Raw genomic sequence first — 17,133 nt, 5'->3', positions numbered from 1 at the left:
GATGGCCGCGCAACCGCCGACGTCGGTGGACGTCGTGGTGGTCGGTGCGGGCACCGCGGGCGCCATCGTGGCCGGTCGGCTGGCCGCGGCCGGGGATCGGTCGGTACTGCTCGTCGAACGCGGCCCCGGGGCCCCGCCCGATCCGTCGATCACGGCGCTGACCCGGCTGCCCCTCGACGATCCGGAACGCAGTGCACCGGTGGCCGAGATTCGTCGCCGACCGGTGGTCCGCGGCCGCGGGCTCGGGGGTTCGGCCGCGATCAACGGCGGCTACTTCCTTCGGCCGCACCTCGCGGACTTCGACGCGTGGCCCTCGTGGTGGACGACCGAACGGTGTGCCGCGGCCTTCACCGCGCTCGACGGCGGTGCCGCCGGGGGCGGCGCCATGAGCGTCTCGACCTTCGCCGACGATGAACTCGGCGACGTCGCCGCGGCCTTCGAGCGGTACTGGACGCCGAGGTCGGGGCCGCCGGAGCTCGGCGCGTGGTCGCGCCCCGGACTGGTCCGCGTGCGGAGCAATCGGCGCGCGGGCCGTCGGTTCACCGCCGCCGACGCCTTTCTGGCGTCCCCGACGCCCGGGCTCACGGTGCTCGGCGAGACGACGGTGGCGGAGATCGTGCACGACGGCCGGCGCGTGCACGGGATTCGGATCGGCGCCGAGCACGTCGCCGCGGGCGACGTGATCCTCGCGGCCGGCGCACTCGGTACCGCGGACCTGCTGCTGCGCAGTGAGGTCCTGCGCGCCCTCGGGCTGCCGCGCTTGCCGACCCACGAGCATGCGGAGCGGCTGGTGCGCTTCACGCCGCGGCGGAGCGTGCAGGCACCGGCGCTGCTGCAGTCGGTGGTGCACAGCGACGACGGCCTCGAGATCCGGTGCTACGGCGATGATTTCGCGCGCTTCATCGGCGGGCACGCGGAGCGCGGGGTGCCGATCGGCGTGACCGACCTGCGCGAGCCGACCCGCGGCGTGGTCGACGAAGCAGGTCTGGATCTGGGGGTGCCGACCCCGGAGTCGCGGGCCCGGATGGACCGCGGCGCAGCGCAGGTCGCGCAGATGTTGGCGGCGTCGGAATTCACCGAACTCGTGGTGCCCGGCTCGATCGAGATCGATCCGACGATCGGCATGTCCCAACATGCGACGGGCACCCTGCCCCTCGACGGACCGGACGTGGATCACCTCGGCGGCTTCCGCGCATTGCGCGGGCTGCGGGTGGTAGACGGGTCGGTACTGCCCGGGCCCGTCCACAGCGGCCCCCACGCGACCATCGCGATGGTCGCGTGGGCGATCGCTGAAGAACTAACCGGTCAGAACAAAGTCTTCCAGTAGTACCAGAACCGCTCACCGGCGGCGATGATGACGATCAGGTACCAGGCGGCCAGCACGATCCACGAGGCGTCGCGCACCAGAGACAGGCGCGGGCCGTCGCCGAGGGCGCGCGACAAGCTCAACACCAGAATGATCGGGGTGACCGTCCAGACCACCATGCAGTACGGGCACAGCGCGCCGATGCGGTAAATGCTCTGGAAGGCAAGATAATTGACGAACACGAAGCCGACCGCGGTGACCAGGGTCTGGCCGATCCAGTACCAGCGGGGCAGCGCGATCTTGCCGAGCGAGAGCAGTGCCGTCACCAGGATCACCGCGAACGCGGGCAGCCCGAGGAACGGGTTCGGGAAGCTCAGGAACTCTGCCTGCTCGGTCTTCATCACCGACGTGCACGACAGCACCGGGCTGAAATTGCACGACGCCGAGTAGGCGGGGTTCTTGAACAGTTCGACGCGCTCGATGGAGAGCGCCGCGGATCCGGCCATGCCGAGGATGCCGCAGACCAGCATCACCCACGAGGAGACCGCACCGATCGGGCGCAGCGCCAGCAGCGGGTGGACGGCGGAGGTGTCGGCCGCCGTGGCCGGTTCGCGATCCGGCCCGGCGTCACCACCGGCGTCCGCGTCGACCGCGGAGGTCACTTAGCGCCCTCGAGAATGGCGTTCACCCGGGCCTGCAGGTCGTCGGGGGTGCTCAGCTGGACCACGTCGCCGTTGATGCGGACGCTCGGAGTGCCTTCGAAGCCCGGCTGGCTCATCGCCTTCGCCGAGGTCTCGTCGATCCAGTTGCGGTACTCGACGTTCTTGATGCAGCTGTCGACGCCCTCGACGCCGGACTCCTTGGCGATCGAGATGATCTGCGAGTCGGACAGGCCGGCGCCGCCCTCGGCGGGCTGCGAGACGAACAGCGCGTTGTGGAACTTCATCCAGGTGGCGAAGTCGCCGTCCTTGCCGGTGTTCTCGGCAACGCACATCGACGCGTTGGCCGCGCGCGTGGAGTACTCGGTCGACGACATGCTGTCGAGCATGTTGATCGCCACGTAGTCGACGGCGACCTGCGGATTGTCCTTGAAACTGTTCAGCGTCGGCCCCATGAGCTCTTCGAAGCTCTTGCACGCCGGGCACTGGAAGTCCTCGGTCACGGTGATGACGACCGGCGGAGTGGTGCCGGCCGGCGCAGCCGAGACGCGGATGGCGTCGTCGGTGGTGACCCCCGCCGTCGGAACCGCCGTCCCGCCGCTGCCGCTGTCGCCGCGGTTGACCGCCCAGATGATCACGCCGGCGGCGATCACGACGAGCGCCATGACGGCGGCGAAGGTGATGAGGAGGGAGCGGCGCTTCTCAGCAGCGCGCGGATCGATCACACGGTTGGCACTCAAGGCATTGGTCCTTCGTCACGTGTACACCCCGCGGAAACGGCGGGGGAATTGTCGCGCATAACACTACTTGTCGTACCTGAGAGCAGCGTAGGGCCGGGGTCAGGCGGGGGTGACCCACGTGGTGATGTCGGCGTGGACCACTTCGGCGCCGCCGGTGTCGCAGATCCGAATGCTCACCACTACCTCGGCGCCGACGTCGATCGCCGTGAAGTCGATGGGCTCGGCCAGTTCGGCGTGCGCGGTGAGCCGGGTCTTCGCCTTGGCCAGGTACTGCACGTTCATCGCCTTGGGGATCCAGCGGTGGCTGGTGGGCGTCGTCGCCTCCATCAGCATGCCCATCGCGGCCTCGGCGAGGTTGCAGGCGGCGATGGCGTGGAAGGTGCCGAGGTGGTTGTGTACGCCGAACCAGTTCGGCGACGACACGCGGCAGTAGCCGGGCCGCATCTCCTGGACCATGGGCAGCACCGTGCCGAAGTAGGGGACCCGCGCGACCATGCCGAGCGAGAACAGGGTGTTGCCGAGACGATTCGCGGGCAGGCGCTTACGCAGGGAGTACGTCGGTGATTCGGTAGCCATGGCCCTACCTTACCGTTCAGTCAGGTCGTCGGCGGAAGGCCGCGCGCACAGCCTCCCGATTCACCGCGGCCACCGCGGACAGATCGATGTCCGCCGGGCAGACCTGCGCGCATTCGCCGAAGCTCGAGCACGGGCCGAAGTCGTGGTCGAGGCTGCCGGTGACCGCGCGGGCGCGGCGTCCGCGCTCCTGCTTGCCGTAGCTCAGCTGCGACAGGTGGAGCAGTTTGGCGCCGGCGAACAGATGGGCCGAGCCGTTGGGGCACGCGGCCACGCACGCGCCGCACCCGATGCAGCCGGCGAAGTCGAGGGCCCGCTCGGCGGTGTCGTGGCCGATCAGTTCGGCGTCGGCGTCGGCGGCCTGCCCGGTCAGCACGTCCACGTGACCGCCGACCTGGATCACCCGGTCCAGTGCGGACCGGTCCACCGCCAGGTCGCGCACCACCGGAAAGGCGTTGGCGCGGAACGGCTCCACGCGGAAGTGCGTGGTCTCCGGGAACTGTCCGAGGTGCTGCAGGCACGACGGTGTGTTCGGCACCGGGCCGTGCGGCCGGCCGTTCACGGTGATCCCGCACGCGCCGCAGATACCCTCCCGACAGTCCGAGTCGAAGGCGACGGGCTCGTCGCCCGCGGCCACCAGCTGGGAGTTGAGCAGATCGAGCACATCGAGCAGCGACATCTGCGGTGTGACGCCCGCGACCACGTAGCTCTCGAAGCGGCCGGGGGCGTCCGGGCGGTCCTGGCGCCAGGCTTCGACGGTGATGTTCACGGGCGTCCTATCGGTAGTTGCGGGTGGCCAGGCCGACGGCGTCGAAGGTCAGCGGCTCGCGGTGGCGCACCGCGGTCCCGTCCGGCGTCGTCTCCCAGGCCGAGGCGAAGCACCAGTCGTCGTCGTTGCGGAGGGCCTCGCCGTCGGGCGTCTGATGCTCGATGCGGAAGTGTGCGCCGCACGACTCGTCGCGGTCGAGCGCGTCCAGGCACATCAGTCGCGCCAGTTCGAGGAAGTCGGCGACCCGGCCGGCGTGCTCGAGCTGCTGGTTGAACGCGCCGGCGCCGCCGGTGACCCGCAGGTCCGACCAGAAGCGACGGCTCAGCGCGTCGATCTCGTCGACGGCGGTGCGCAGGCCGGCCGCGCTGCGAGCCACGCCGCAGCCGCGGTAGAGGATCTCGCCGAGCTCGCGATGGAACACCGCGGGTCCGGTGCTGCCGCCGATCCCGGTCAGCGCCTCGATCCGGGCGTGCACGTCGGCCGCGGCCTGCCGCACGGCGGCGTGGTCGGACGCCGGCACCGGTTCGCCGAGCAGGCCGGCCAGATAGTTCGGTACCGAGTAGGGGAGCGTGAACCAGCCGTCCACGCACGCCGACAGCAGCGAGTTGGCACCGAGCCGGTTGGCGCCGTGATATCCCCACCCGGCTTCGCCGCCGACGAAGAGCCCGGGGATCGACGTCATCAGGTCGTAGTCCGACCACAGTCCGCCCATGGTGAAGTGCGCCGCCGGCGCGATCCGCATCGGCACCTCGTAGGGGTCCTCGCCGGTGGCGTCGCGGTACATGTCGAACAGGTTGCCGTAGCGCTCGGCGAGCACGGCCTTGCCGAGGCGGGCGCGGGCGTCGGCGAAGTCGAGGTAGACGCTGTTGCGCAGCGGCCCCACGCCGTGCCCGGCCTCGATCTGCTCGCGTGCGGCCCGCGAGGCCACGTCGCGCGGGGTGAGGTTCCCGTAGGTCGGGTATTTGCGCTCCAGGTAGTAGTCGCGCTCGTCCTCTCCGATGGTGTTCGCCGGGCGGTCGTCGCCGGCGCGGCGCGGCACCCAGATCCGGCCGTCGTTGCGCAACGATTCGCTCATCAGCGTGGTCTTGGTCTGCCACGGCGCATTGACCGGCAGCGCCGTGGGATGGAACTGGACGAACGACGGCGAGGCCAGCAGCGCCCCGCGCCGGTGCGCGCGCCAGGCGGCGGTGGCGTTGGAGTTGCGCGCCAGCGTCGACTGGAAGAAGACCGTGCCGTAGCCGCCGGTGGCCAGCACCACCGCGTGCGCGGTCTGCGCGCCGATCTGTCCGGTCACCAGGTCGCGCACCACGATGCCCTGGGCGCGGCCGTCGGCGACGATCAGGTCGAGCATCTCCTGCCGGGTGTGCAGGGTGACGTTGCCCGCCGCGACCTGGCGTTGCAGGGCTCCGGTCGCGGCCACCTGCAGCTGCTGGCCGGTCTGCCCGCGCGTGTAATAAGTGCGCGAGACCTGCACGCCGCCGAAGCTGCGGGTGGCCAGCGCGCCGCCGTACTCGCGGGCGAAGGGCGCACCGAGGGCGTTGAGGTGATCGATCACCCGCACCGACTCCTCCGCCAACCGGAAGGCATCGGCCTCGCGGCCGCGGAAGTCGCCGCCCTTCACCGTGTCGGCCACGAAGCGCCGCACCGAGTCGTTGTCCACCTTGCGGGCGCGCGCGGCGTTGATGCCGCCCTGCGCGGCGACGCTGTGCGCGCGCCGCGGGGCGTCGTGGAAGGTGAAGGCGTGCACGCGGTAGCCGAGCTCGCCCAGTGCGGCGGCGGTGCCGGCGCCGGCCAGTCCGGTGCCGACCACGATCACCGAGAACTTGTGGCGGTTCAGCGGGCCGACGAGTCGGTAGTCGTCGCGGCGGCGGGCCCAAGCGGTGGCCGGGTCGCCCGCGGGTGCGCCGGAGCGGAGCAGTTCTTCCATGTCAGCCCACCCATCCGGCCAGGACGGCGATCGGAATGCTCAGGTCGCCCAGTGCCACCGCGCCGGCGGCGACCAGCGCCACCAGCGCCCACACCTGCCGGGTGCGTTGGCCGGTGACGCCGAAGTCGTTGGCGAGGGTCCACAGTCCGTGCACCAGGTGCAGGAACAGGATGGCCATCACGAACAGGTAGAAGAGTGCCATCGGCCAGCGCTGCAGACTCTCGGTGAGGTTCTGGTAGGCGTCCGAGGAGGTCTGCGTGGGGTCGACGAACCCGGCCGGGGCCACCGGTCGGGTGCCGGTGGTCAGGTCCAGGATGTGCACCACGATGAAGACCAGCAGGACTAGCCCGGTGTACGGCATCAGGGTCGCCGGGAGGCGTCGCCAGCCCATGCCGGTGCGCCGCACGCGGCCGCGCGCGCGGCGGGCGCGGACCACGATCAGTGCCGAGGCGCCCACGTGCGCCACCAGGCAGGCCAGCAGGACCACGCGGAAGATCCACAGCGCGCCCTCGTAGGGCAGCAGGGGTTCGGCCAGCGTCCGCAGCCAGTGCGCGTAGGCGTCGAAGTGCTCGGCCCCGGTGTAGACCTTCAGGTTTCCGATCATGTGCACCAGGACGTAGAGCGCGAACACGGTGCCGGTGAGCGCCATCGTCACCTTGAGCGTCACGTTCGACGGCCACGGCGCGCGCTGCCGCGGCGCCGGCGTCGTCGACCGCGGTGCCGGCACCGATACCGGCGGCAAAGACGATCCCATGGCGCCGACGCTAGCCCACCGCCGCGCGCCCGCGGGCCAGTCCGCGCCGTTCCCGCGAGACGAGTCCGCTCCCGCGGGCTCCGTGGGGCCCGCGGGAACAGCGACCTTTCGCGGGAAGCGACTCGTCTCGCGGGAGTTCAGGCCTCCAGCGGGCCGGTCGGCAGGAGGCGACGGACCAGTTTGCCCGTCGGGTTGCGCGGCAGCTCCTCGATGTAGACCACGTCGCGCGGCACCTTGTAGCGCGCCAGGTTGGCCTTCACATGGGCGCGGAGAGCGTCCGGATCCTCCGGTGCACCCTCGGCCAGGACGATGAAGGCGCGCAGCCGGGTGCCGTACTCGTCGTCGTCGACGCCGATCACCGCGACGTCGTCCACGTGCGGGTGCTCGGCGAGCAGGTTCTCCACTTCCAGCGGGTACACGTTCTCGCCGCCGGAGACGATCATGTCGTCGTCACGGCCGGCGATGAACCACAGGCCGTCGTCGTCGACGTAGGCCATGTCGCCGCTGGACATGTAGCCGTCGATGAAGTCCTTGTTGCGGCCGTCGGTGTAGCCCTCGAAGGGGGCTCCGGTGCGGACGAACAGGCGGCCCTTGGTGTTGGTCGCGGTGATGCGCCGGCCGTCGTCGTCGAAGAGGGCCATGTGGCTGGTCACCGGCGGCTTGCCGATGGTGCCCGGCGCCCTGCGCAGCTCGGCGGGTTGCGCGACGGTGGCGACGCCGACCTCGGTGGAGCCGTACAGGTTGTACAGAACGTCGCCGAAGGCGTCCTGGAACTCCTCGCACAGCGTGGGGGAGAGCGCCGAGCCGGCCACCACGACCGTCTCCAGGCTGCTCAGGTCGTACTTGCCGATCACCTCCGGGCCGAGGGCGATCATCCGGTGCAGCATGGTCGGCACTGCGACCAGTGCCTGCGAACGGTGCCGCTCGATCGCGGCGAGCGTCTTCTCGGCGTCGAACCGCCGCATCAGGACCGTCTCGTTGCCCAGTCCCAACCCGACGCCCCAGAGCGCGAAGCCGGTGGAGTGGAAGATCGGGGACACGATCACCATGGAGCCGTTGCGCGGGAGCGGGATGCGATCGAGGATCAGGGCGCTGGCGAACGGGGCGAACTTGTTGCGGCTGGCGCCCTTCGGCAGGCCGGTGGTGCCGCTGGTGAGGATCACCATGCCGCCGAAGGCCTCCGGCATCGGCGGCGGCGTCGGATCGCCGGCGGCCACGATGTCATCGAGGGTGCGCGCGTCGGCGCGGATCGGCTGCTCGCCGTCGGTCCAGGTGACGATGCGGAGCAGGTCGTCGGGCAGGGTGTCCGCGAGCTCGCTGAACTCCTCGTCGTAGAGAATCGCCTCGACCCCTTCGCGGGTGGCGACCTCCGCGAACTGGGTAGCGCCGAAGCCGGTGTTCATCATGGCCAGGCGCACCCCGCTGCGTCCGGCGGCGCACAGCGCCATCGGCACGGCCCGATGATCGCGGGCGATGATGCCGACCACCGAGCCCGGTCGCAGGCCCGCGCCCAGGAAGGCGTTGCCGAGCATGTTGACCTGCGCGTCGAACTCCGCCCAGGTCAAGGTGCCGTGCTCGTCGCTCACCGCGGGGGCATCCGGGATGTCGATCGCCTTGTGTGCCAGCACGGTGGCGGTGGGGCCGATCAGCTTGTTGGACTTGACCATGCCGATCACGCGCTTCGGATTGCTCAAGTCGATGGCGCCGGAACCGCTCATCACCTTCACCGCCCCGACGGCGTCCGACAGTGACTCGATGATCGTTCCGAGCTTCGACATGGATCCCCTGACTCCCGGCTCACGCCGCGTCTCATTGTTTGCACCTAGTTGTGTGCTGGCTCACGTTACTGTGACCGCGCGTCGCGCACCAGGGCCTTCGTCGGATTCTTCCGTTGTGGTGCGGCAACGCTGTGCGACCCTGAATGGCATGGCCGACAAGGAATCTGACCTGTACGCCTTCTTCGCTCGACTGCACGCGGGCTTGCCCCGGCAGGCGCCCGGCTCGGCGGCGACCACCGACCTGCTGCTGCGCCTGGCCGGGCCACTGCCGCCGCGCCCGTCCTCGACATCGGCTCCGGGCCGGGGTCGTCGACGATCCGGCTCGCCGAGCTCACCGGTGGCACGGTGACCGCCGTCGACACGCACCGGCCGTTCCTCGACGAGTTCGCGGCACAGGGCGTCGACGACGATCTGCTGGCGTCGGCGCGGGCGGAGATAGCGGTGCGCCGCGACTACGGTGGGGAGTACGGCTACACCGCCTACGTGCTGCGGCGGGTGTGACGCAGTCGACCCGATTCCGCTCCGGCAGGGATTTGTGCAGGCTGGCGGCGTGGTGCATACTAGTCAGGTTGCCTCCTCGCGAGGCGATGACACTTCTCCGGGACACGAAACGTGGACCCGGGCGTGTAACGCGTGCTTCGTCTCGAAGCTACGGACCGACACGCCCGACCGCGGGTGCCGGGGAAACCGGCTGGTGAATCACCAGCGTCGGACCTTCGGGTCCGGCAGCGTACAACGACGAAAAGAACAGCGTCGATCGCGCCCAAGTCAAACGGGTGTTGGTCATGTGTGGCTCCGTTGCCGCCCGCATCGATATGAGCGGGTGTTGAGTCCACGCGGTGTTCTGTTCGTCGAGAGACATAGAGACGGAAGAGGACACAAGCGTGGCGGGACAGAAGATCCGCATCAGGCTCAAGGCCTACGACCACGAGGCGATCGACGCTTCTGCGCGCAAGATCGTCGAGACCGTGACCCGTACGGGTGCACGCGTGGTCGGCCCGGTGCCGTTGCCCACCGAAAAGAATGTGTACTGCGTTATCCGTTCGCCGCATAAGTACAAGGACAGCCGCGAACACTTCGAGATGCGCACGCACAAGCGACTCATCGACATCCTCGATCCGACGCCGAAGACGGTCGACGCGCTGATGCGCATCGACCTCCCGGCCAGCGTCGACGTCAACATTCAGTGACGGGGGATTAGACAATGAGCAACCAGATTGCAAAGAAGGGTCTGCTGGGCACCAAGCTCGGTATGACTCAGGTATTCGACGAGCAGAACCGGGTCGTCCCGGTGACGGTCATCGCGACCGGCGGCAACGTCGTCACCCAGCTCCGCACCGACGAGCGCGACGGCTACAGCGCCGTGCAGCTCGCCTACGGCGCCATCGACCCCCGCAAGGTGAGCAAGCCGGTCGCCGGCCAGTTCGCCAAGGCCGGTGTCACCCCGCGTCGCCACCTCGCCGAGATCCGCGTCGCGGATGCCGCGGCGTTCGAGGTGGGTCAGGAACTGGGCGCCGACCTGTTCGCCGACGGTGTCAAGGTCGACGTGACCGGCACCTCGAAGGGCAAGGGCTTCGCCGGCGTCATGAAGCGTCACGGCTTCGCCGGTATGAATGCCACCCACGGCGCGCATCGCGTGCACCGTGCACCCGGCTCCATCGGTGGCTGCGCCACCCCGGGCCGCGTGTTCAAGGGCATGCGGATGGCCGGTCGTATGGGTAACGACAAGGTGACCACGCAGAACCTCACCGTCTACAAGGTGGACGCCGAGGCCGGTCTCCTGCTGATCAAGGGCGCGATCCCCGGCCGCAAGGGCGGCATCGTGGTGGTTCGCGACGCAGTGAAGGGTGGCGACAAGTGAGCACCGAAACCGCAACCAAGCTGACGCTGGACGTCCGCGCTCCGGGCGGTGCCACCAACGGCACCGTCGCGCTGCCGGCCGACCTGTTCGATCAGACCGCCAACATCGCGCTGATGCACCAGGTCGTCATCGCCCAGCAGGCCGCAGGCCGCCAGGGCACGCACTCGACCAAGACGCGCGCCGAGGTCCGCGGCGGCGGCGTGAAGCCGTACCGCCAGAAGGGCACCGGTCGCGCCCGTCAGGGTTCGATCCGCGCACCGCAGTTCGTCGGCGGCGGCATCGTTCACGGTCCGCAGCCGCGCGACTACACGCAGAAGGTCAACAAGAAGATGAAGGTCGCCGCACTCCGCGGTGCTTTGTCTGACCGTGCGCGTAACGAGCGGATCCACGTGATCACCGAACTGGTGGCCGGCCAGGTGCCGTCGACCAAGTCGGCACGCACCTTCCTCGAGGAGCTCAGCGCTCGCCGCAAGTTCCTCGTGGTCATCAGCCGCGAGGACGACGCTGCCCGCAAGAGCATCGCGAATCTGAAGAACGTGCACGCGATCGCTCCGGATCAGCTGAACACCTACGACGTCCTGGACGCCGACGAGATCGTGTTCAGCGTCGAGACGCTGAACGCCTTCATCGAGGCGAACACCAAGAAGGAGGCCTGAGAATGGCGACCCACGCTGATCCGCGTGACATCATTCTGGCGCCGGTGATCTCGGAGAAGGCCTACGGCCTGCAGGAAGACAGCCAGTACACCTTCCTGGTCCACCCGGATGCCAACAAGACCCAGATCAAGATCGCGATTGAGAAGATCTTCGATGTGAAGGTCGACAGCGTCAACACCGCCAACCGCCAGGGCAAGCGCAAGCGCACCCGCTCGGGCTACGGCAAGCGCAAGGACACCAAGCGCGCCATCGTGACGCTGCGTGACGGCAGCAATCCCATCGAGATCTTCGGGGGCCCGGTCTCCTGACCGGCGCGCTCTGAGAGAGGGACTTAAGACAAATGGCTATTCGTAAGTACAAGCCGACAACGCCGGGCCGTCGTGGCTCCAGCGGTGCCGACTTCTCCGAGGTCACCCGTGACCATCCGGAGAAGTCGCTGATCCGCCCGCTGCACAGCACCGGTGGTCGTAACGCACACGGCCGGATCACCACCCGGCATCGCGGTGGCGGGCACAAGCGTGCCTACCGCCTGATCGATTTCCGTCGTAATGACAAGGACGGCATCAACGCCAAGGTCGCTCACATCGAGTACGACCCGAACCGCACTGCGCGGATCGCGTTGCTGCACTACGTCGATGGCGAAAAGCGCTACATCATCGCCCCCAAGGGCCTGACGCAGGGCACCATCGTCGAGTCCGGCCCCAACGCCGACATCAAGCCCGGCAACAACCTGCCGCTGCGCAACATCCCGACCGGTACCCAGATCCACAACGTGGAACTGCGCCCGGGCGGCGGTGCGAAGATGGCTCGCAGTGCCGGCGCCTCGATCCAGCTCCTCGGCAAGGAGGGTCCGTACGCGACCCTGCGTATGCCGTCGGGCGAGATCCGTCGCGTCGACGTGCGCTGCCGCGCCACCGTCGGCGAGGTCGGCAACGCCGAGCAGGCGAACATCAACTGGGGCAAGGCCGGCCGTATGCGCTGGAAGGGCAAGCGCCCGACCGTGCGTGGCGTCGTGATGAACCCGGTCGACCACCCGCACGGTGGCGGCGAGGGCAAGACCTCGGGTGGTCGCCACCCGGTCAGCCCGTGGGGTCAGAAGGAAGGCCGCACCCGCAAGAACAAGGCCAGCGACCAGATGATCGTCCGTCGTCGTCGTACCGGCAAGAACAAGCGATAACTAGGAGGAGGTAAGAAATGCCACGTAGCCTGAAGAAAGGCCCGTTCGTCGACGACCACCTTCTGAAGAAGGTGGACGTGCAGAACGAGAAGGGCACCAAGCAGGTCATCAAGACCTGGTCCCGTCGTTCGACCATCATCCCCGACTTCATCGGTCACACCTTTGCGGTCCATGACGGTCGCAAGCACGTGCCCGTGTTCGTGTCCGACTCAATGGTGGGTCACAAGCTCGGCGAGTTCGCCCCTACCCGCACCTTCAAGGGTCACATCAAGGATGACCGGAAAGCGAAGCGCCGGTAAACCATGAGTACTCAGACTGAAAACGAAGTGCAGAGCGCACGCGCTGTTGCCAAGTTCGTCCGTGTCACGCCTATGAAGGCGCGTCGCGTGATCGATTTGATCCGCGGCAAGAACGTCGACGAGGCACTGGACATCCTGCGGTTCGCCCCGCAGGCCGCCAGCGAGCCGGTCGCCAAGGTGCTCGCCAGCGCCGTCGCCAACGCCGAGAACAACCTCGGCCTGGACCGTCGCACCCTGGTGATCACCGAAGCGTTCGCCGACGAAGGCCCGACCATGAAGCGGTTCCAGCCGCGTGCTCAGGGTCGTGCTTTCCGGATCCGCAAGCGGACCAGCCACATCACCGTGGTGGTGTCGAGCGTCGGCGAGGTCGCCGATCGCAAGCGCTCGCGTCAGCAGAAGAAGAAGGGAGCCTGAGCATGGGCCAGAAGATCAACCCGCACGGCTTCCGCCTCGGCATCACCACCGACTGGAACACCCGGTGGTACGCCGACAAGCAGTACGCCGAGTACGTCAAGGAAGACGTCGCGATCCGCAAGCTCCTGAACACGGGCCTCGAGCGCGCCGGCATCTCCGGTGTCGACATCGAGCGCACCCGTGACCGGGTCCGCGTCGACATCCACACCGCCCGTCCGGGCATCGTCATCGGTCGCCGCGGCGCCGAAGCCGATCGCATCCGTGGCGAGCTGGAGAAGCTCACCGGCAAGCAGGTGCAGCTGAACATCCTCGAGGTCAAGAACCCCGAAGCGGATGCGCAGCTCGTCGCCCAGGGTGTCGCCGAGCAGCTGAGCAACCGCGTGGCGTTCCGTCGCGCAATGCGCAAGGCCATCCAGTCCGCCATGCGTCAGCCGGGCGTCAAGGGCATTCGTGTCCAGTGCTCCGGTCGTCTGGGCGGTGCCGAGATGAGCCGCAAGGAGTTCTACCGCGAGGGACGCGTGCCGCTGCATACGCTGCGCGCCGACATCGACTACGGCTTCTTCGAGGCGAAGACCACCTTCGGTCGTATCGGCGTCAAGGTGTGGATCTACAAGGGCGACATCGTCGGTGGACGTCGCGAGCAGGCTGCGGCCGCTCCGGCAGCCGAGGACCGTCGTTCGCGTCGGCCGAGCCGCCCGCGTCGCAGCGGTGCGTCCGGCACCACCGGTACCAGCACCGAGGCCGGCCGCGCTGCGGTCACCGCGGAAGCCACCGCGCCTGCTCCCGAGCAGGCCGAGAACCAGGAGGGCTGAGGCATGTTGATCCCTCGTCGGGTCAAGCACCGCAAGCAGCACCACCCGAGCCTCAAGGGTCGGGCCAAGGGCGGCACCAAGGTCACCTTCGGTGACTACGGCATCCAGGCGCTGGAGAGCGCCTACATCACCAACCGTCAGATCGAATCCGCTCGTATCGCGATCAACCGCCACATCAAGCGAGGTGGCAAGGTCTGGATCAACATCTTCCCGGACCGTCCGATCACGAAGAAGCCGGCCGAGACCCGCATGGGTTCCGGTAAGGGTTCGCCCGAGTGGTGGGTCGCCCCCGTCAAGCCGGGTCGCATCCTGTTCGAGATGACCTACCCCAATGAGGAGACCGCTCGCGAGGCCCTGCGTCGCGCACAGCACAAGCTCCCCATGAAGACCCGGATCGTGACCAGAGAGGAGCAGTTCTGATGGCACTCGGAATCGCTGCTGGTGAGCTCCGTGAGCTCAGCGACACCGATCTGGTCGACCGCCTGAAGGAGTCGAAGGAAGAGCTTTTCAACCTTCGTTTCCAGATGGCCACCGGCCAGCTCGACAACAACCGCCGCCTGCGGACCGTGCGTCGCGAGATCGCACGTATCTACACCGTCATGCGCGAACGTGAGCTGGGCTTGGCGTCCGGTCCGGAAGGTGACGACGCATGAGTGAGGACCAGAACGTGAACGTGGAAGAGCGCAACCGCCGCAAGGAGCGGATCGGTTACGTCGTCAGTGACAAGATGGACAAGACCATCGTGGTGGAGCTCGAGGATCGCGTGAAGCACCCGCTTTACGGCAAGATCATCCGCACCACCAGCAAGGTCAAGGCGCACGACGAAGAGCAGGTGGCCGGCATCGGCGACCGCGTTCGTCTGATGGAGACCCGACCGCTGTCGGCGACCAAGCGCTGGCGTCTCGTCGAGGTGCTGGAGAAGGCCAAGTAGGTCTCCTCTCGCACGTCGAGCGATAGCATCAGAGCGGCCCGGTTCCCCCCGAGGGAGCCGGGCCGCTCTGCATCCCGGGGTGGTCGCGGGGCTCTGGAGTACCCTTGCGACGACGATCACTTCGACATGCGGAAAGGACGTCTGTGACGCCCAGCGGCCTTCTCGCGCGCCCTGACGCCCTGACCCCGACGTGGGTGTTCGGTGCCGGCGGAATCTCGTCGGCGGCGATGGCCCAGCGGTTGGGGAGCTTCATGTTGGCGGCCGGTTACACGGCCCTGTTCGTTCTCGTCGTCCTCTCTTACGACGAGTACTATCTGCTGGCGGCCTCCTGGTGGTCGCTGCTGCACCTGACCGGACTGCTCGTCTGCGCGTTGGCGTGGCTCACCGCGGCGCTGATGGGGCGCTCGGGTGTCTGCACGATGGTCGCCTTCCTGAGTTGGGCCGCGTGCCTGTCGTCGGTGATCGCGTGGCAGTTCGCGTGGACGGGTACGGACCTGGGTCTGCTCGGCGTGGCGGACCGGCCTATTCTGCAGAGCTTTTACGTCCACCTGCCCGCGGTCGCGCTGATCCTGGTCCGTCGTCCCGGGTTCGCGGTCCTGGCCCTGATCTCCTGCGTGACGATCGGGGCGATCGGGGTCGGGCAACTCAGCTACGGCCGCCTGGATGCGGCGTTGGTGATGGCCACGCTGTGGTCGCTGAGTGTGACCCTGGTGTACCTCGCACTGGTGTGGGCGGTGATGGTGATCGCCGATCGGACGGACCGCGAGCGGAGTCGTGCGCTGCTCGCGGCGCGGCAGGGCAGCTGGTACATCGCGCGAGATCGGGAGGGGCAGCGGCTGGACGCACTGGTGCACGACCGCATCATCGCGGTCCTGGCGGAATTGCCGTCCGGCCGCATCGACGCGCACACGGCCGAGCAGGCCCGGGTGGCGCTCGAGGAACTCGAGAACTGGACGGTGGTGGCCGATGCCGAAGCGCCGGCGCTGCCGCTGACCGGCGACGAGATGGCCCAGAAGCTCAGCACAGCGGTGGCCGAGGTCGGTGGGGCGGAGGCGGTGCAGGTCGACATCGACTCCGCAGTAGCGGCCGAGTACCCGTTCGCGGCGGCCGTAGCGCTGTCGGATGCGGCAGTGGAAGCGGTGCGCAACGCTCGGCTGCACGCCGGACCGACGGCGACGTGTGTGGCGATGATCGTGTTGCGTGCCGACGAAGTGGTCGTCGACGTGGTGGACGACGGCGTCGGGTTCGACGTCGAGCAGTTGCCGCCGACGGCGATCGGCCTGCCGATCGCGATCTGTGAACGCATGGACCGACTGGCCGGCGGCAGCGCCGACGTGCAGAGTGTCCCCGGTTCGGGGACCAGGGTGCGGCTGCGGTGGCAGCGGCCGGTGGCCGCATGACGGCCACGTGGGCGCGTGGCGCCGCGGCTCGGCCCTGGCGGGCCGTGCAGGCGGCACTCGTCCTGGCTGTCCTCGCACTCGTGGGCACCGTGCCGGTGGTGATCGCGCCGACGCGGCACCCGACCGCCTACTGGTGGCTGACGGCCGGCGCGGTGATCGCGGTGTCCGCGGTGCTGATCCAGCTCGTGTTCGGGTGGGATGCGCGGATGGCGCGCTCGCGGCGGTGGTGCGCCGTGGTCGGGCTGTTCGCCAGCGCCGCTCTGGGCGGCGCTTCGATCGCGGTGGGCGATCCGCCGTCGATCACCGGCCATTATCCGATGATCTCGGCGGGTGTGCTGGCGATGGTGCTGATGGTCTTTCGCGGCGCTCCCTGGCTGGCGTGGGGCTGCTTCGCCGGCATCGGTGCGGCGGAGTTGGTGGCGGCGCGGCTGCTCGGTTTCACCGGGTGGGTGGGTATCGCGTACCCGGTGGCGCTGGGCGTCACCTTTCTGGCCATCTCGGCCACCGCGGTGCTGTTGCAGTGGGTGCGCAACGACTTTGTGCAACTCACCGGCCGACGCCGGGAGGCCGCGGACCGGACGCGGACGGCGCGGGCGTCGCGCAGTCGTCGGAGTGAGCGGATCGAACGTCTTCTGGCCCAGTCCGGTCCTCTGCTGCGAAGAGTCGCGGCGGAGCTGCCGCTGACTGACGCGGACCTGCGTGAAGTGCGGTTGCTGGAGCTGGGCCTGCGCGACGGTATCCGCGGCGCCGTGCTCGACGATCCGGATCTGGCCGCTGCGGTGCGGGTCGCCCGCGAGCGCGAGATCACCGTCACCCTGCTCGACGACGGTGGCTCCGCGGCGCTCGGCGAACGGCAGAAGCGGGCGGTGCTCCGTACTGTCACCTCGGTCGTCGTCGACGAACTCGCTGTGCTGCCGGCCGGCCGACTGACGGCGCGGGTGCTGCCACCGGGACGGGAGCCGGTTGCGGTGGTCACCGTCGAACCCGACGGTGAACCGCTGTACCGGTGGGCCGTGTCCGCCGACGGAACGGCCGCGCCGACCACCTCGGGGTGATCGGCGCGGCCGGAGAAGCGTG

The 17,133-nt window shown here is 68.8% G+C and carries 23 protein-coding genes; 16 read left to right on the top strand and 7 right to left on the bottom strand.

What is annotated here, in order from left to right:
- Position 1 precedes the first annotated feature (1 nt).
- A complete protein-coding gene (gene mftG / locus ABD989_RS13510) occupies positions 2 to 1,327 on the top strand; it encodes a mycofactocin system GMC family oxidoreductase MftG (protein WP_345313875.1) in 1,326 nt (441 codons plus the stop codon).
- Here the strand turns inward: mftG and ABD989_RS13505 are convergent.
- From ABD989_RS13505 to ABD989_RS13475, 7 genes are all read right to left on the bottom strand, one after another.
- Positions 1,306 to 1,968 carry a vitamin K epoxide reductase family protein gene (locus ABD989_RS13505; protein ID WP_345313874.1) on the bottom strand — a complete coding sequence of 221 codons (663 nt, stop codon included), beginning with the start codon at positions 1,966 to 1,968 and terminating at the stop codon, positions 1,306 to 1,308. The genes mftG and ABD989_RS13505 overlap by 22 nt on opposite strands.
- Positions 1,965 to 2,705 (bottom strand): DsbA family protein, encoded by a 741-nt coding sequence (locus ABD989_RS13500; RefSeq protein WP_345313873.1) that lies wholly within the window; start codon positions 2,703 to 2,705, stop codon positions 1,965 to 1,967. Before ABD989_RS13500 ends, ABD989_RS13505 begins: the two co-directional genes overlap by 4 nt.
- A gap of 99 nt (positions 2,706 to 2,804) precedes the next feature.
- Positions 2,805 to 3,281, bottom strand: a complete 477-nt coding sequence (locus ABD989_RS13495) for a hotdog fold domain-containing protein (RefSeq protein WP_345313872.1) — start codon at positions 3,279 to 3,281, stop codon at positions 2,805 to 2,807.
- Positions 3,282 to 3,297: 16 nt separating this feature from the next.
- Entirely contained in the window at positions 3,298 to 4,047 is a 750-nt protein-coding gene (locus ABD989_RS13490; protein WP_345313871.1) for a succinate dehydrogenase/fumarate reductase iron-sulfur subunit, read from the bottom strand.
- 7 nt (positions 4,048 to 4,054) lie between these two features.
- Positions 4,055 to 5,974, bottom strand: coding sequence for a fumarate reductase/succinate dehydrogenase flavoprotein subunit (locus tag ABD989_RS13485; protein ID WP_345313870.1), 1,920 nt, complete (start codon positions 5,972 to 5,974; stop codon positions 4,055 to 4,057).
- A gap of 1 nt (position 5,975) precedes the next feature.
- Positions 5,976 to 6,728 (bottom strand): succinate dehydrogenase cytochrome b subunit, encoded by a 753-nt coding sequence (locus ABD989_RS13480; protein WP_345313869.1) that lies wholly within the window; start codon positions 6,726 to 6,728, stop codon positions 5,976 to 5,978.
- 137 nt (positions 6,729 to 6,865) lie between these two features.
- The gene (locus ABD989_RS13475) at positions 6,866 to 8,506 is read right to left on the bottom strand and encodes an acyl-CoA synthetase (RefSeq protein ID WP_345313868.1); all 1,641 of its coding nucleotides are present in this window, start codon (positions 8,504 to 8,506) and stop codon (positions 6,866 to 6,868) included.
- Between the two features lie 148 nt (positions 8,507 to 8,654).
- Here ABD989_RS13475 and ABD989_RS13470 point away from each other — a divergent pair, with 148 nt between their 5' ends.
- From ABD989_RS13470 to ABD989_RS13400, 15 genes are all read left to right on the top strand, one after another.
- On the top strand, positions 8,655 to 8,855 hold the full coding sequence (locus ABD989_RS13470; protein WP_345313867.1) for a hypothetical protein: 201 nt from the start codon (positions 8,655 to 8,657) through the stop codon (positions 8,853 to 8,855).
- Positions 8,852 to 9,007, top strand: coding sequence for a hypothetical protein (locus ABD989_RS13465; protein WP_246991987.1), 156 nt, complete (start codon positions 8,852 to 8,854; stop codon positions 9,005 to 9,007). Before ABD989_RS13470 ends, ABD989_RS13465 begins: the two co-directional genes overlap by 4 nt.
- A gap of 383 nt (positions 9,008 to 9,390) precedes the next feature.
- The gene (rpsJ, locus tag ABD989_RS13460; RefSeq protein ID WP_003938093.1) at positions 9,391 to 9,696 is read left to right on the top strand and encodes a 30S ribosomal protein S10; all 306 of its coding nucleotides are present in this window, start codon (positions 9,391 to 9,393) and stop codon (positions 9,694 to 9,696) included.
- A 14-nt stretch (positions 9,697 to 9,710) separates the two neighbouring features.
- A complete protein-coding gene (rplC, locus tag ABD989_RS13455) occupies positions 9,711 to 10,367 on the top strand; it encodes a 50S ribosomal protein L3 (protein ID WP_246991985.1) in 657 nt (218 codons plus the stop codon).
- Positions 10,364 to 11,023, top strand: a complete 660-nt coding sequence (gene rplD, locus ABD989_RS13450) for a 50S ribosomal protein L4 (RefSeq protein ID WP_345313866.1) — start codon at positions 10,364 to 10,366, stop codon at positions 11,021 to 11,023. The genes rplC and rplD overlap by 4 nt, the downstream gene beginning before the upstream one ends.
- A gap of 2 nt (positions 11,024 to 11,025) precedes the next feature.
- The gene (gene rplW, locus ABD989_RS13445; RefSeq protein ID WP_246991981.1) at positions 11,026 to 11,331 is read left to right on the top strand and encodes a 50S ribosomal protein L23; all 306 of its coding nucleotides are present in this window, start codon (positions 11,026 to 11,028) and stop codon (positions 11,329 to 11,331) included.
- Between the two features lie 32 nt (positions 11,332 to 11,363).
- Entirely contained in the window at positions 11,364 to 12,200 is an 837-nt protein-coding gene (gene rplB / locus ABD989_RS13440) for a 50S ribosomal protein L2 (RefSeq protein ID WP_246991979.1), read from the top strand.
- Between the two features lie 17 nt (positions 12,201 to 12,217).
- Complete coding sequence (gene rpsS / locus ABD989_RS13435) at positions 12,218 to 12,499, top strand: 30S ribosomal protein S19 (RefSeq protein ID WP_045823701.1); 282 nt, start codon at positions 12,218 to 12,220, stop codon at positions 12,497 to 12,499.
- Between the two features lie 3 nt (positions 12,500 to 12,502).
- Positions 12,503 to 12,913 carry a 50S ribosomal protein L22 gene (gene rplV, locus ABD989_RS13430; protein ID WP_345313865.1) on the top strand — a complete coding sequence of 137 codons (411 nt, stop codon included), beginning with the start codon at positions 12,503 to 12,505 and terminating at the stop codon, positions 12,911 to 12,913.
- A 2-nt stretch (positions 12,914 to 12,915) separates the two neighbouring features.
- The gene (gene rpsC, locus ABD989_RS13425) at positions 12,916 to 13,725 is read left to right on the top strand and encodes a 30S ribosomal protein S3 (RefSeq protein WP_246991973.1); all 810 of its coding nucleotides are present in this window, start codon (positions 12,916 to 12,918) and stop codon (positions 13,723 to 13,725) included.
- 3 nt (positions 13,726 to 13,728) lie between these two features.
- The gene (rplP, locus tag ABD989_RS13420) at positions 13,729 to 14,145 is read left to right on the top strand and encodes a 50S ribosomal protein L16 (RefSeq protein WP_246991971.1); all 417 of its coding nucleotides are present in this window, start codon (positions 13,729 to 13,731) and stop codon (positions 14,143 to 14,145) included.
- Positions 14,145 to 14,378, top strand: coding sequence for a 50S ribosomal protein L29 (gene rpmC / locus ABD989_RS13415; protein ID WP_005936737.1), 234 nt, complete (start codon positions 14,145 to 14,147; stop codon positions 14,376 to 14,378). Before rplP ends, rpmC begins: the two co-directional genes overlap by 1 nt.
- Complete coding sequence (rpsQ, locus tag ABD989_RS13410) at positions 14,375 to 14,656, top strand: 30S ribosomal protein S17 (protein ID WP_345313864.1); 282 nt, start codon at positions 14,375 to 14,377, stop codon at positions 14,654 to 14,656. The genes rpmC and rpsQ overlap by 4 nt, the downstream gene beginning before the upstream one ends.
- 143 nt (positions 14,657 to 14,799) lie before the next feature.
- The gene (locus ABD989_RS13405) at positions 14,800 to 16,056 is read left to right on the top strand and encodes an ATP-binding protein (protein ID WP_345313863.1); all 1,257 of its coding nucleotides are present in this window, start codon (positions 14,800 to 14,802) and stop codon (positions 16,054 to 16,056) included.
- Positions 16,053 to 17,111, top strand: a complete 1,059-nt coding sequence (locus ABD989_RS13400) for a hypothetical protein (RefSeq protein ID WP_345313862.1) — start codon at positions 16,053 to 16,055, stop codon at positions 17,109 to 17,111. The genes ABD989_RS13405 and ABD989_RS13400 overlap by 4 nt, the downstream gene beginning before the upstream one ends.
- The last annotated feature ends 22 nt before the right edge of the window (positions 17,112 to 17,133 follow it).

The sequence above is a fragment of the Gordonia alkaliphila genome, from assembly GCF_039542465.1.
GTDB lineage: Bacteria > Actinomycetota > Actinomycetes > Mycobacteriales > Mycobacteriaceae > Gordonia > Gordonia alkaliphila.
This window is presented reverse-complemented; position numbering and strand designations above follow the sequence as displayed.

What these genes read in the sequence shown, in the direction of transcription:
- ABD989_RS13470 (WP_345313867.1), top strand. Translation starts at nt 8,655, where the DNA reads ATGGCCGACAAGGAATCTGACCTGTACGCCTTCTTCGCTCGACTGCAC.
- ABD989_RS13400 (WP_345313862.1), top strand. Translation starts at nt 16,053, where the DNA reads ATGACGGCCACGTGGGCGCGTGGCGCCGCGGCTCGGCCCTGGCGGGCC.
- rplW (WP_246991981.1), top strand. Translation starts at nt 11,026, where the DNA reads ATGGCGACCCACGCTGATCCGCGTGACATCATTCTGGCGCCGGTGATC.
- rplV (WP_345313865.1), top strand. Translation starts at nt 12,503, where the DNA reads ATGAGTACTCAGACTGAAAACGAAGTGCAGAGCGCACGCGCTGTTGCC.
- mftG (WP_345313875.1), top strand. Translation starts at nt 2, where the DNA reads ATGGCCGCGCAACCGCCGACGTCGGTGGACGTCGTGGTGGTCGGTGCG.
- ABD989_RS13475 (WP_345313868.1), bottom strand. Translation starts at nt 8,506, where the DNA reads ATGTCGAAGCTCGGAACGATCATCGAGTCACTGTCGGACGCCGTCGGG.
- ABD989_RS13495 (WP_345313872.1), bottom strand. Translation starts at nt 3,281, where the DNA reads ATGGCTACCGAATCACCGACGTACTCCCTGCGTAAGCGCCTGCCCGCG.
- ABD989_RS13485 (WP_345313870.1), bottom strand. Translation starts at nt 5,974, where the DNA reads ATGGAAGAACTGCTCCGCTCCGGCGCACCCGCGGGCGACCCGGCCACC.
- rpsC (WP_246991973.1), top strand. Translation starts at nt 12,916, where the DNA reads ATGGGCCAGAAGATCAACCCGCACGGCTTCCGCCTCGGCATCACCACC.
- rpsQ (WP_345313864.1), top strand. Translation starts at nt 14,375, where the DNA reads ATGAGTGAGGACCAGAACGTGAACGTGGAAGAGCGCAACCGCCGCAAG.
- rplB (WP_246991979.1), top strand. Translation starts at nt 11,364, where the DNA reads ATGGCTATTCGTAAGTACAAGCCGACAACGCCGGGCCGTCGTGGCTCC.
- ABD989_RS13480 (WP_345313869.1), bottom strand. Translation starts at nt 6,728, where the DNA reads ATGGGATCGTCTTTGCCGCCGGTATCGGTGCCGGCACCGCGGTCGACG.
- rpsS (WP_045823701.1), top strand. Translation starts at nt 12,218, where the DNA reads ATGCCACGTAGCCTGAAGAAAGGCCCGTTCGTCGACGACCACCTTCTG.
- rplC (WP_246991985.1), top strand. Translation starts at nt 9,711, where the DNA reads ATGAGCAACCAGATTGCAAAGAAGGGTCTGCTGGGCACCAAGCTCGGT.
- rplP (WP_246991971.1), top strand. Translation starts at nt 13,729, where the DNA reads ATGTTGATCCCTCGTCGGGTCAAGCACCGCAAGCAGCACCACCCGAGC.
- rpmC (WP_005936737.1), top strand. Translation starts at nt 14,145, where the DNA reads ATGGCACTCGGAATCGCTGCTGGTGAGCTCCGTGAGCTCAGCGACACC.